This is a genomic window from Pseudazoarcus sp. NS36 (genome assembly GCF_059703705.1).
The window spans coordinates 307,128-318,966 of record NZ_BAAKJA010000004.1 but is presented as its reverse complement, the minus strand read 5'-3'; the positions used below and the strand labels follow the sequence as shown (position 1 = coordinate 318,966).

The window sequence follows — 11,839 nt, the reverse complement described above, 5'->3', positions numbered from 1 at the left end:
GCCGGATCGAGTGTAGCACCGTGAAAGCGGGGCCTGCCGCAAACAGCGCCGTTTCACGCCCTGACGCGACGGTAGAATCGCACCATGCCCTTCGAACAACCCATCCCGACCCTGCGGCGCGACGGCAACGGTATCGTTGTGCTCGACCAGACCGCACTGCCGCATCACGTCGCCACCACACGCATCGAGACGCTCGAACAGGCCGCCCATGCCATTGCTCACATGCAGGTGCGCGGCGCCCCGCTGATCGGCGCCACCGCCGCCTTCGGCGTGGCGCTCGCCTTGCGTGAGGGCTGCGACGACGCGCGGCTCGCCCACGCTTGCAGCGTGCTCGCGGCAACCCGCCCCACCGCCGTCAACCTGCACTGGGCGCTGGCGCGCATGCAGGCGCGGCTCACGCCTCTGGCGCCGGCCGAACGGCTCACCGCAGCATGGGACGCGGCGACAGCCATCTGCCGCCACGATCACGACACCTGCGCCGCCATCGGCCGCCATGGCGCCGACCTGCTCGCCGATTTGGCGGCTCGGCGCCATGGTCCGCTCCGCGTGATGACCCATTGCAACGCCGGCTGGCTTGCCACCTGTGGCGCCGGCACGGCGCTGGCGCCGGTGTATGAGGCGCACGCACGCGGCATCGACGTGCACGTGTGGGTCAGCGAGACCCGCCCGCGCAACCAGGGCCTGCTGACGGAGTGGGAGCTGCGCGAGGCCGGCGTGCCGCACACGCTGGTGGTAGACAACGCCGCGGGCATCCTGCTGGCGCGCGGCGAGGTGGACGTGGTCATCACCGGCGCCGATCGCGTGGCCGCCAACGGCGACTCCGCCAACAAGGTCGGCACCTATCTGAAGGCGCTCGCCGCACGCGACAACGGGGTGCCGTTCTGGATCGCCGCCCCGTATTCGACCGTGGACTTCGCCCTGCCCGATGGCGCCGCCATACCGATCGAGCAACGCGACGCCGAGGAAGTGCGGGTACTGAACGGACTGGGTGCCGACGGCAATCCGTCCAGCCTGCGGCTCGCGCCCATCGAAGCACCGGCGAGCAACCTCGCCTTCGACGTCACCCCGGCGCGATTGATCGACCTCATCGTCACCGAGTGCGGCGCCGTTGCCCCGGCTACGCTGGCCGCCGGACGGCCGGGGAGCGCGCATGCCTGAAGACGCATTGCGCACAGAATTGCTGGCCGCTGCATGCGGTCTGAGCACCAGCGGCCTCAATGTCGGCACCTCCGGCAATGCCAGCGTACGCTGCGACGGTGGCATGCTGATCACGCCGACCGGCCTGAAGATCGAAGACTGCGCGCCGGACGACATGGTGTTCGTCTCGATGCAGGGGGAAGCCCGCGGCACGCGCGCGCCCTCATCCGAATGGCCCATGCATCTCGGTGTGTATGTCGACCATGCGGCAGCCGGCGCGGTACTGCACGCGCACGCGCCCTTCGCCACCGCACTGGCCTGTCGCCGGCTCGAAATCCCGCCTTTCCACTACATGATCGCGCGCTTCGGCGGCTCCACCGTGCGCTGTGCCGGCTACGCCACCTTCGGCACGCAGGCCTTGTCCGACGCAGTGCGCGAGGCCATGCGTGATCGCTCGGCCTGCCTGCTGGCCAATCACGGCATGCTGGTGTTCGGATGCAACGCGGACCACGCGCTGGACATGGCGATCGAGTTCGAAACGCTGTGCGAGCAGTACTGGCGCGTGCTGCAACTGGGGGAGCCGGTGCTGCTGTCGGAGGCCGAAATGGCCGAAGTGATGGAACGCTTTGCCGGCTACGGTCAGCCGCGCGACTTGCGATAGACCTTGCGCGCGCCCTCGGGGCGGCGCTTGAAGCGGCGGTGCACCCAGTAATACTGCTCGGGCATGGTGCGTACCACGGACTCGATCCACTCGTTCATGCGGCGCACGTCGGCTTCCAGGTCGTCGGACGGGTAATCCGCCCACGGCTCGCCGATCTCCACCACATAGCCCTGCCCGCCCGGCAGCATGCGCGTCGGGCACGGCACGACCGCCGCGCCCGCCAGTTTCGCCAGTCGCGGCAAGCCGGTGATGGTGGCGGCCGGCACACCGAAAAACGGCACGAACAGCACATCGCCGGTGCGGAAGTTCATGTCCGGCAGGTAGTAGAACGGCCGTCCGGCTTTCATCGCACGCACCGTCGCGCGCGGCCCGGCATCGCGCGCCAGTAGCAACTGGTCACCGAAACGGCTGCGACCGTGATGCAGCCAGCGGTCGAACAGCGGATCGCTCTGACGTGCGTAGATCGACACGATATCGAAGCGGCTGGTGATCGCGGTGCCACCGGCATCCAGTCCGACGAAATGCGGCGAGAGCAGGATCACCGGCCGCCCTTCGGCCTGCAGGCGGCGCACGACATCCTCGTTTTCGACATGCACCAGACGCTCCAGCCGCGCCCGGCTGCCCCACCACAACACACCGCGCTCGAGCATGCTGCGCGCCAGCACCTTGAAATGTTCGCGTGCCAGACCTTCGCGCTCGGCCTGACCCAGTTCGGGGAAGCACAGCTCCAGATTGACCCGCACCACCGCCCGACGCTGCCGCGCGACGCGATACAGCAAGGCGCCAAAAGCGCCTCCCACCGCTGCCAGCGCCGGCAGCGGCAACCAATGCAGCAACCACATCACGGCAATCGCCAGACGCGCGCTCACGACACTCCCTCCGGCTGTGGCACCCCGCGCGGCACCTTGTAGCGCTCGTAGCTCCACAGGTACTGCGCCGGACAATCCCGCACCATACGTTCGATTTCACGATTGATGGCCGCGCAGCGTTCGGCCAGATCGCCCGTAATCGGCTCGGCCGGCTCACGCGCATGCACGACCCAACCCTCGCCGACAAGCCGTTCGGCCCAGCACAGCAGCACACACACGTTCGGCGTCTCGCTCAGGCGCGCGGCCAAGGTCATGGTCCATGCCGGGCGCCCGAAAAACGGCACCCACATGCCTTCGCCGGCACGCGGCGCCTGGTCGGGCAGGATCGCCGCGATCTCGCCCGCACGCAGAGCCCTGGCCAGTTTGCGCACGCCGCTCACGTCAGCCGGCGCCACGCTCACCGGGCCACGCGCACGCCAGGACATAACCTCGCGCATCGATGCCTTGCGCGGCGGGCGATACAGTGCCGTCAAGGGCGTCACCGCAGCGGCCGCCTGCACGCAGGCCTCGAAACACCCCAGATGCGCGGTCAGCATCAACACGCTCTGGCCGCGCGCGCGCGCCGCCTCGAACAATTCGCGCCCTTCAAAGCGCAGCACTCGAGCGTGCACCTCGTCGAGCGGACGACACCACACGAAAGGCGGCTCCATCATCTGCCGACCTGCGTGGGCGATGGCCTCGTGCAGCACCTGCGGCGGCACCTGGCCAAACGCCTGACGCAGGTTTGCGCGCACGTGCTGACGATGTGTCGGCGACGACCACCACACCAGCCAGCCCAGCCATGCACCGAGTGCATGCAGCCAGGACAGCGGAAGACGGGAGAGCAGGCGAAATAGATTGGTCACGTAGGGTCGGCGGAACGCACTCGAGCAAGATCGGTCGTAGCGTGCGCCACAAGAGGCAGTCGGTTTGACCGCGGTTCAAAGCGCGTTATTATTGCGCAGCCGCCGAGTTAACACGACAACTTGCAGGGCGGCCCGGTCAGCGCGAACACGCGCGACCTACGAAATACTGCTAAAGCGTCGCCGCTCGACATCCCCGGAGCCGGCCACGCCGGAACAACCGGGGATTTTTGTTTTCAGGAGTCGCTCGATGAGCAGGGAATTCCTCTTCACTTCCGAATCGGTATCCGAGGGACACCCGGACAAGGTGGCCGACCAGGTTTCCGACGGCATTCTCGACGCCATCCTTGCCGAAGATCCGCGCGCGCGCGTCGCCTGCGAGACGCTGGTATCGACCGGGCTCGCCGTGGTGTCGGGCGAAATCACGACCAGCGCCAACATCAATTACCGCGAAGTCGTGCAGGACGTGATCCGTCGCATCGGCTATGACGATTCGAGCGTCGGCTTCGACTACAAGTCCTGCGCCATCCTGACCGCCATCAACCGGCAGTCGGCCGACATCGCGCAGGGCGTGAACGAAGGCGAAGGCATCGACCTCGATCAGGGCGCCGGCGACCAGGGCCTGATGTTCGGCTACGCCTGCGACGAAACGCCGTCGCTGATGCCGCTGCCGATCTACTACGCCCACCGCATCGTCCAGCGTCAGGCCGAACTGCGCAAGGACGGCCGCCTGCCTTGGCTGCGCCCGGACGCCAAGAGCCAGCTGACGGTCAAGTACGTCGACGGCAAGCCGGTCGCCATCGACACCGTCGTGCTGTCCACCCAGCATCACCCGGACATCTCGCACGCGCAGATTTCCGAGGCGGTGATTGAGGAGATCATCAAGCCGGTGCTGCCCAAGGAGCTGCTGGGCGACAAGGTGCGCTACCTGATCAACCCGACCGGCCGATTCGTCATCGGCGGTCCGCACGGCGACTGCGGCCTGACCGGCCGCAAGATCATCGTCGACACCTACGGCGGCGCAGCCCACCACGGTGGCGGCGCGTTCTCCGGCAAGGATCCGTCCAAGGTCGACCGCTCGGCCGCCTACGCCGCGCGCTGGGTCGCCAAGAACGTGGTCGCTGCAGGGCTGGCCTCGCGCTGCGAGGTGCAGGTGGCCTACGCCATCGGCGTCGCCCAGCCGGTCAGCCTGATGGTCAACACCTTCGGCACCGCGCGTATCGACGAGCAGCGCATCGAAGCCCTGATCCGTGAGCATTTCGACCTGCGCCCCAAGGCCATCATCCAGGAGCTCGACCTGCTGCGCCCGATCTATTCGAAGACCGCCGCCTACGGCCACTTCGGGCGGGACGAACCGGAGTTCACCTGGGAAGCCACAAGCAAGGCTGCGGCGCTGCGCGCCGGCGCGGGGCTGTAAGAAGCTGCCCCGACGCCCGCTATAATCCGCAACACCAACGGGCCGTTTCAGGCGTCTGCCTGAAACGGCCCGCAAACGTTCCACACACCCGGCTACATCATGCTCACCCACGCCCTGTTCTTCGCCCTCGGACTCGTCACGCTGGTGGTCGGCGCCGAACTGCTTGTCCGCGGCGCTTCCAAGTTCGCACTGTCCTTCGGCGTCTCGCCGCTGGTGGTCGGCCTCACCGTGGTCGCCTTCGGCACCAGCACACCGGAGCTGGCCGTGTCGGTCGGTGCCTCGCTCGGCGGCAACCCGGATCTGGCCATCGGCAACGTGGTGGGCAGCAACATCGCCAACATGCTGCTGATTCTCGGCATTTCGGCGCTGATCACGCCACTGCTGGTGAATGAGCAGATCATCCGCCAGGAAATCCCGATCATGATCGGCGCCTCAGTGTTGTTCGTGGTGATGGCGCTCGACGGCAGCGTGTCGCGGCTCGAAGCCGGTGCGCTGTTCGCGCTAGTGGTGGGCTACACCGTATTCCTGATCCGTCAGTCGCGCAGCGCCTCGCGCGAACTGTCCGACGAGTACGCCGCCGAGATGCCGGCCGACGCCAACTGGGACCGCCACTGGAGCGTGCAGCTGGGCCTCATCGTGGTCGGCCTGGGGGCGCTGGTGCTGGGCTCGGAATGGCTGGTCGGCGCGGCCGTGGCTTTCGCCCAGGCCTTCGGCGTGAGCGACCTCGTGATCGGCCTGACGGTGGTCGCAGTCGGCACCTCGATGCCGGAAGTGGCTACCTCGATCGTCGCCGCGCTGCGCGGTGAGCGTGACATCGCGGTGGGCAACGTCGTCGGCTCCAACGTCTTCAACATCTTCGCGGTGATCGGCGCCACCGGCCTGGTCAACGCCGGCGGCATTCCGGTGTCGGAAGCGGCGCGCGCCTTCGACCTGTGGGTGATGCTGGCCGTGGCGCTGGCCTGCGTGCCGATCATGATGACCGGCAGCGAAATCTCGCGTTGGGAAGGCGGCGTGTTCCTCGGCTACTACGCTGCCTACACCGCGTGGCTGGTGCTCTCGGTGCAGAACCACGCCATCGTGCCGGCCTTCTCGACGGCCATGCTGGGCTACGTCATGCCGATCACCGTCATTGCATTGATCGTCAGCCTGATGCGCCATCAGGACCGGGAAGGTAACGACGGCTGACCGCGCCCGCACAGTCGGGTATACTTCGTTCCGTTTCCGAGGAGCGCTGCAAGGCGTCGGGTTCCCGCCCGGCCCCAGGCTCGGAAGCCGCCATCAGGCGGCATCGCCACAACCGCGCTCGCCCATCCAACCTCGCCGGGTTGGTGCAGGGCGAGGGCACGAACTGCCTCCCCTTCCCCGCCCGGCCCATGCAGGAGCAAAGCATGAACGCTGTGGCTGATATCAAGGATTGCGTCGTTGCCGACCTGTCGCTGGCCGACTGGGGACGCAAGGAAATCCGCATCGCAGAAACCGAAATGCCCGGCCTGATGGCCATCCGCGAGGAGTTTTCCGCCTCGCAGCCGCTCAAGGGCGCGCGCATCACCGGTTCGCTGCACATGACCATCCAGACCGCGGTGCTGATCGAGACGCTGACCGCGCTCGGCGCCGAAGTGCGCTGGGCCTCGTGCAACATCTTCTCGACGCAGGACCACGCTGCGGCCGCCATCGCCGCCACCGGCGTGCCGGTGTTCGCGGTCAAGGGCGAGACGCTGGCCGACTACTGGGACTACACCCATCGCATCTTCGAGTGGTCCGACGGCGGCTACTCGAACATGATCCTCGACGACGGCGGCGACGCCACGCTGCTGCTGCACCTCGGCACCCGCGCCGAGACCGATGCCTCGGTGCTGTCCAAGCCGACCTCCGAGGAAGAGCGCGAGCTCTTCGCCGCGATCAAGGCCCGCCTCGGCGCCGACCCGAAGTGGTATTCGACGCGTCTGGAAAAGATCCGCGGCGTGACGGAGGAAACCACCACCGGTGTGCATCGTCTGTACCAGATGCACCAGCGCGGCGAGCTGCGCTTCCCGGCCATCAACGTCAATGACTCGGTCACCAAGAGCAAATTCGACAACCTCTACGGTTGCCGCGAATCGCTGGTGGACGGCATCAAGCGTGCGACCGACGTGATGATCGCCGGCAAGATCGCCGTGGTCGCCGGTTACGGCGATGTGGGCAAGGGCTCGGCGCAGGCGCTGCGCGCGCTCTCGGCTCAGGTGTGGGTCACCGAGATCGACCCGATCTGCGCGCTGCAGGCGGCGATGGAAGGCTATCGCGTGGTCACCATGGATTACGCCTGCGAGCACGCCGACATTTTCGTGACCGCCACCGGCAACTATCACGTCATCACGCACAACCACATGGCGCGCATGAAGGACCAGGCCATCGTGTGCAACATCGGTCACTTCGACAACGAGATCGACGTTGCCTCTCTTGATGACTACGAGTGGGACGAGATCAAGCCGCAGGTCGATCACGTGATTTTCCCGGATGGCAAACGCATCATCCTGCTGGCCAAGGGTCGCCTCGTGAACCTCGGCTGCGGCACCGGCCACCCGAGCTACGTGATGAGTTCGTCCTTCGCCAACCAGACGATTGCACAGATCGAGCTGTTCAATCATCCGGAGCGCTACCCGGCCGGCGTGCATACGCTGCCCAAGCATCTGGACGAGAAAGTCGCACGGCTTCAGCTGAAAACGCTCAACGCCCAGCTGAGCGTGCTGTCCGACGAACAGGCGGCCTATATCGGCGTTCCGCAGGAAGGGCCGTACAAGCCCGACCACTACCGCTACTGATGCACTGCGCCCCGGCCCGGCCGGGGCGCGCACGAGGACATCCATGCCCCTGGCCACGGTGCGCAACACCCTTGCTGACGACATCGAACCGCTGATCGCGCTGCAGCGTCGCGTCTACCCGGACATTCCGGCGTGGTCGGCCGAGCAGATGCGCCATCAGCTCGACATCTTCCCGCAGGGCCAGCTGATTGCCGAAGTCGACGGCGAACTGGCCGGTTGCGCCAGCTCGCTGGTCATTACCTGGGACGACTGGGGTGAGCATCATTCGTGGGACGAGATCACCGCCAGTGGCAGCTTCGACAGCCACAACCCGATGGGGCGCACGCTCTATGGGGCCGAAGTTTTCGTGAACCCCCAACTGCGCGGCAGCGGTATCGGCCACGCACTGTACGAGGGACGGCGCGACATCTGCCGGCGCATGAACCTCAAGCGCATCATTGCCTGTGGCCGCATGCCGGGCTACCACCGCTTCGCCGACCGCATGACCGCCGAGGAATACGCCAAACGCGTGATCTGGGGCGACATCAGCGACCCGGTGCTGGGCTTTCAGCTGCATGAAGGTTTCAGCTACTGCGGCATCGTGCACGGCTATCTGCCGGAAGACACCGAATCGCTCGGCAACGCTTCGCTGATCGTATGGCTCAACCCGGATTACGATCCGGGCGCCCCGACCCGCATCCCCGAGGAGGACAACCGATGATCGTACGCATCGCTGCGGTGCAGTATCTGCTGCGCCAGATCCACGACTGGTCCGGATTCGAGAACCAGGTCCGTTTCGTCATGCAGGCCGCGGGCGACTACCGCCCGCACTTCGTGCTGCTGCCGGAGATCTTCACCACCCAGCTGCTGTCCTTCATGGACACCCGCGAGCTGCCCGAAGCCGTGCGCAACATGCACGACTACACCAGCCGCTACATCGAGCTGATGCGCGAACTGGCGGCCGAATGGCGCGTGTTCCTGATCGGCGGCAGCCACCCCACCCTGCGTGACGGCCAGCTCTACAACACCGCCTATCTGTTCACGCCCGAGGGCGAGGTGCACGAGCAGGACAAGATCCACCGCACGCGCTGGGAACGCGAGATGTGGGACACCGCCGCCGGCGACCAGCTGCGGCTGTTCGAAACGCCCTACGGCAAGATCGCGATCCTGATCTGCTACGACATCGAGTTCCCCGAACTCTCGCGCATGGTGTGCGAGGCTGGCGCCGACATCCTGTTCGTGCCTTCATGCACCGACGACCGCCAGGGCTTTCTGCGCGTGCGCTACTGCTGCCACGCGCGCGCCATCGAGAACCAGGTCTATGTCGCCATGACCAGCACCGTCGGCAACCTACCGGTGCAGGGGCTGGGCGTGCACTACGGCCAGGCCAGCATCATCACGCCGTCGGATTTCCCGTTCGCACGCGACGGCATCGCCGCCGAGGGCACGGCCAACGTCGAGCAGATCGTGATTGCCGACGTGAGCATCGACAACCTCACGCACAACCGCGTCAACGGCACGACCATCCCGCTGTACGACAAGCGCAACGACGTGTACGACAACCCGGTCGAAGTCGTCGGAATCCGCTGACCTCAAGCGAGTGACGCCGCCGTGTCCATGAACTCCTTCCACGCCCGCAAGCAGCGGGCCGCACCGGGCCGGCGCGCCGAGCAGACGCCGGTCGACCACGGCGGCCTGCTGCGCGCCGACGCGCTGCTGGTCGAACGCGGCCTGGCCGCCTCGCGCACCCGCGCCCAGGCCGCCATTGCCGCCGGACGCGTGATGGCCGACGGACTTCCGGTCACCAAACCCGCGCATCTGCTGCTGCCCGAGTCGCACATCGTCATCGCGCCGGACGAGACCGAACGTTTCGTTTCGCGTGGGGGGCTGAAGCTGGCTGGCGCGCTGGCACACAGCGGACTGGGCCTCAGCGGGCGCACCTGCCTCGACATCGGCCAGTCCACCGGCGGCTTCAGCGACTGTCTGCTGCAGGCCGGCGCGGCCAAGGTGGTCGGCGTCGACGTCGGACACAGCCAGCTCGACCCCAAACTCGCACAGGACGCGCGCTGCATCACGCTCGAAGGTCTCAACGCCCGCGAGCTCGACGCCGCACGACTGGGCGCGCATCATCCGCCAGGCGGTTTCGACCTCATCGTGTGTGATGCGAGCTTCATTTCGCTGACCCTTCTGATTCCGTGCTGGCCCGCCCTGCTGGCCCCGCACGGGGATATCCTCACGCTGGTCAAGCCGCAATTCGAAGTCGGCCCGAAAGGCCTGGGCAAAGGCGGCATCGTGCGCGATGTCGCGCTGTACGCCGATGTCGAAGCCCGCCTGCGCGCAGCGGCTGAAGACTGCGGACTGGCCGTGCGCGACTGGTTCGACTCACCCATCACCGGCGGTGACGGCAATCACGAATTCTTCCTCTGGATGCACCATGCAAAGCACTGAACTTTCCGTCGAATTCTTCCCGCCGCAAACGCCCGAGGGCGCAGAGAAGCTGCGCGGCGTGCACCAGCGGTTGGCCGACGCACTCTCGCCACAGTTCTTCTCCGTCACCTACGGCGCCGGCGGCTCCACGCGCGAGCGCACCTTCAACACCGTGCGCGAGATCGCCGCCACCGGATCGGAAGCCGCACCGCACCTTTCATGCATCGGTTCAAGCCGTGCCGAGCTGCGCAGCATCCTCGACGAATACGCCGCCGCGGGCATCCGCCGCATCGTCGCGCTGCGCGGCGACCTGCCCTCCGGAGCCGGCGCCAGCGGCGAATTCCGCTACGCCAACGAACTGGTGGAATTCATCCGCGCCGAGACCGGCGACCGCTTCATCCTCGAAGTGGCCGCCTACCCTGAATGGCACCCGCAGGCAAAAAGCCCTCGCGACGACCTGCTGGCCTTCAAGCGCAAGGTCGATGCGGGTGCCGACTCGGCCATCACGCAGTACTTCTACAACCTTGACGCCTACACCCACTTTGTCGAGCAGGCGCAGGCACTGGGCGTGGCCATTCCCATCGTGCCGGGCATCATGCCGATCAGCAGTTTCTCGAAGCTGGCCCGCTTCTCCGATATGTGCGGCGCCGAGATCCCGCGCTGGATGCGCCGCAAGTTCGAAGCCTTCGGCGACGACACCGAGTCGGTGCGCGCCTTCGGTCTCGACGTGGTCACCGATCTGTGCGAACGCCTGATCGAAGAAGGCGCGCCCGGCCTGCATTTCTATTCCATGAACCAGGACGGCCCGACGATCGAGATCTGCCGGAGGCTGGGGCTCACCCAGCCCTGACAACTGCGGCAGTATTCGCCTCGACCGGCCGGGATTTCGCCCCGGCGGGCGACCTTCTTTCTTGTAGTGCAACAAGAAAGAAGGCAAAGAAGTGCCCTCTCCTCGCCGCCCCTTCGGGGTCCCTTCGCTACGAGCACTCCCGGCGGCCGGCCTTGCGAACTCGCTGTCGCTCAAACAGCAAGGCCGGAAGGCCCCGCCGTGAGCACTCTTCGCTCAGCGGCTCAGAAGGGAGGGGTAAACAAGCCGTGCCCAAATGTAGCAAACAGTCACAAGCTTGGCGGCTCACCTGGCGCCAATTTCCCCTCTGGCTCGCCGAGTGCAGGGTGGTTTCGCCGGGGCAGTCCGGTCCTGCTGTCTGAGCGAAGCGAGTTCAGGACCGGCCGGTGAAACCGCCCGGAACGAGGGAAGCCCGAAGGGCCGAGACGGCGGGGCACGTTTCTTTGCTTCCTTTCTTGTCGTGCAACAAGAAAGGAAGTCGCCCGCCGGGGCGAGTCCCGGCCAACGCACGCCAACACAACCTCCCACGATTCAGCAAGCAACCGGCCAGGAACGGCCAGACTCAGTGCATCCCGTGCCGCCCCATCCACGCCCGGAAGGCGTCGATGCCATCCTCGCCGCTGCGCAAACGCTTCATGTGCAGCGTGAGGTTCTCGACCATGGTGTGCGCCGCAATGGCGGCCATCATTTCCAGCCGCTCTTCGGCCGCCAGGCCGTGCTCGACCAGACGGCGGTCAAGATCACACAGGTGACTGGCCATCAGGGAACGGGCGTCGGCCTCGTCGATGGAGAGATCGCCCAGGTCGACCGGGTCCTCGGCCTCGATATCGGCGATCAGGTCTGCAAGCGATTGCGGGGTCAT

At 66.6% G+C, this 11,839-nt stretch carries 12 protein-coding genes and 1 riboswitch; of the genes, 9 read left to right on the top strand and 3 right to left on the bottom strand.

The window, feature by feature from the left end; translation table 11 throughout:
- Positions 1-84: 84 nt before the first annotated feature.
- Both mtnA and AC6H0R_RS08500 read left to right on the top strand, forming a co-directional pair.
- On the top strand, positions 85-1,158 hold the full coding sequence (gene mtnA / locus AC6H0R_RS08505) for an S-methyl-5-thioribose-1-phosphate isomerase (RefSeq protein ID WP_497580928.1): 1,074 nt from the start codon (positions 85-87) through the stop codon (positions 1,156-1,158).
- Positions 1,151-1,798: a class II aldolase/adducin family protein gene (locus AC6H0R_RS08500; protein ID WP_497580927.1), complete on the top strand. Its 648-nt coding sequence runs from the start codon at positions 1,151-1,153 to the stop codon at positions 1,796-1,798. Before mtnA ends, AC6H0R_RS08500 begins: the two co-directional genes overlap by 8 nt.
- On the opposite strand, the gene AC6H0R_RS08495 is transcribed toward AC6H0R_RS08500, so the two are convergent.
- On the bottom strand, positions 1,777-2,667 hold the full coding sequence (locus AC6H0R_RS08495; protein WP_497580926.1) for a lysophospholipid acyltransferase family protein: 891 nt from the start codon (positions 2,665-2,667) through the stop codon (positions 1,777-1,779). The two genes, AC6H0R_RS08500 and AC6H0R_RS08495, sit on opposite strands and share 22 nt — an antisense overlap.
- Positions 2,664-3,512 (bottom strand): lysophospholipid acyltransferase family protein, encoded by an 849-nt coding sequence (locus tag AC6H0R_RS08490; protein WP_497580925.1) that lies wholly within the window; start codon positions 3,510-3,512, stop codon positions 2,664-2,666. Before AC6H0R_RS08490 ends, AC6H0R_RS08495 begins: the two co-directional genes overlap by 4 nt.
- Positions 3,513-3,759: 247 nt before the next feature.
- On the opposite strand from AC6H0R_RS08490, the gene metK reads away from it, so the two are divergent.
- The 7 genes from metK (at position 3,760) to metF (ending at position 10,980) form a co-directional block, all read left to right on the top strand.
- Positions 3,760-4,926 carry a methionine adenosyltransferase gene (metK, locus tag AC6H0R_RS08485; protein WP_497580924.1) on the top strand — a complete coding sequence of 389 codons (1,167 nt, stop codon included), beginning with the start codon at positions 3,760-3,762 and terminating at the stop codon, positions 4,924-4,926.
- Between the two features lie 99 nt (positions 4,927-5,025).
- A complete protein-coding gene (locus AC6H0R_RS08480; RefSeq protein ID WP_497580923.1) occupies positions 5,026-6,111 on the top strand; it encodes a calcium/sodium antiporter in 1,086 nt (361 codons plus the stop codon).
- Positions 6,112-6,143: 32 nt separating this feature from the next.
- A riboswitch (S-adenosyl-L-homocysteine riboswitch) is annotated at positions 6,144-6,238 on the top strand.
- A 76-nt stretch (positions 6,239-6,314) separates the two neighbouring features.
- On the top strand, positions 6,315-7,724 hold the full coding sequence (gene ahcY / locus AC6H0R_RS08475) for an adenosylhomocysteinase (protein ID WP_497580922.1): 1,410 nt from the start codon (positions 6,315-6,317) through the stop codon (positions 7,722-7,724).
- 43 nt (positions 7,725-7,767) lie between these two features.
- Positions 7,768-8,424, top strand: a complete 657-nt coding sequence (locus AC6H0R_RS08470; RefSeq protein WP_497580921.1) for a GNAT family N-acetyltransferase — start codon at positions 7,768-7,770, stop codon at positions 8,422-8,424.
- Positions 8,421-9,293, top strand: coding sequence for a carbon-nitrogen hydrolase family protein (locus AC6H0R_RS08465; RefSeq protein WP_497580920.1), 873 nt, complete (start codon positions 8,421-8,423; stop codon positions 9,291-9,293). Before AC6H0R_RS08470 ends, AC6H0R_RS08465 begins: the two co-directional genes overlap by 4 nt.
- A 27-nt stretch (positions 9,294-9,320) precedes the next feature.
- Positions 9,321-10,151 (top strand): TlyA family RNA methyltransferase, encoded by an 831-nt coding sequence (locus AC6H0R_RS08460; RefSeq protein ID WP_497580978.1) that lies wholly within the window; start codon positions 9,321-9,323, stop codon positions 10,149-10,151.
- The gene (gene metF / locus AC6H0R_RS08455) at positions 10,138-10,980 is read left to right on the top strand and encodes a methylenetetrahydrofolate reductase [NAD(P)H] (protein WP_497580919.1); all 843 of its coding nucleotides are present in this window, start codon (positions 10,138-10,140) and stop codon (positions 10,978-10,980) included. The genes AC6H0R_RS08460 and metF overlap by 14 nt, the downstream gene beginning before the upstream one ends.
- A gap of 559 nt (positions 10,981-11,539) precedes the next feature.
- On the opposite strand, the gene AC6H0R_RS08450 is transcribed toward metF, so the two are convergent.
- Positions 11,540-11,839, bottom strand: a complete 300-nt coding sequence (locus AC6H0R_RS08450) for a hypothetical protein (protein ID WP_497580918.1) — start codon at positions 11,837-11,839, stop codon at positions 11,540-11,542.

What these genes read in the sequence shown, in the direction of transcription:
- mtnA (WP_497580928.1), top strand. Translation starts at nt 85, where the DNA reads ATGCCCTTCGAACAACCCATCCCGACCCTGCGGCGCGACGGCAACGGT.
- AC6H0R_RS08500 (WP_497580927.1), top strand. Translation starts at nt 1,151, where the DNA reads ATGCCTGAAGACGCATTGCGCACAGAATTGCTGGCCGCTGCATGCGGT.
- metK (WP_497580924.1), top strand. Translation starts at nt 3,760, where the DNA reads ATGAGCAGGGAATTCCTCTTCACTTCCGAATCGGTATCCGAGGGACAC.
- AC6H0R_RS08480 (WP_497580923.1), top strand. Translation starts at nt 5,026, where the DNA reads ATGCTCACCCACGCCCTGTTCTTCGCCCTCGGACTCGTCACGCTGGTG.
- ahcY (WP_497580922.1), top strand. Translation starts at nt 6,315, where the DNA reads ATGAACGCTGTGGCTGATATCAAGGATTGCGTCGTTGCCGACCTGTCG.
- AC6H0R_RS08470 (WP_497580921.1), top strand. Translation starts at nt 7,768, where the DNA reads ATGCCCCTGGCCACGGTGCGCAACACCCTTGCTGACGACATCGAACCG.
- AC6H0R_RS08465 (WP_497580920.1), top strand. Translation starts at nt 8,421, where the DNA reads ATGATCGTACGCATCGCTGCGGTGCAGTATCTGCTGCGCCAGATCCAC.
- AC6H0R_RS08460 (WP_497580978.1), top strand. Translation starts at nt 9,321, where the DNA reads ATGAACTCCTTCCACGCCCGCAAGCAGCGGGCCGCACCGGGCCGGCGC.
- metF (WP_497580919.1), top strand. Translation starts at nt 10,138, where the DNA reads ATGCAAAGCACTGAACTTTCCGTCGAATTCTTCCCGCCGCAAACGCCC.
- AC6H0R_RS08450 (WP_497580918.1), bottom strand. Translation starts at nt 11,839, where the DNA reads ATGACCCCGCAATCGCTTGCAGACCTGATCGCCGATATCGAGGCCGAG.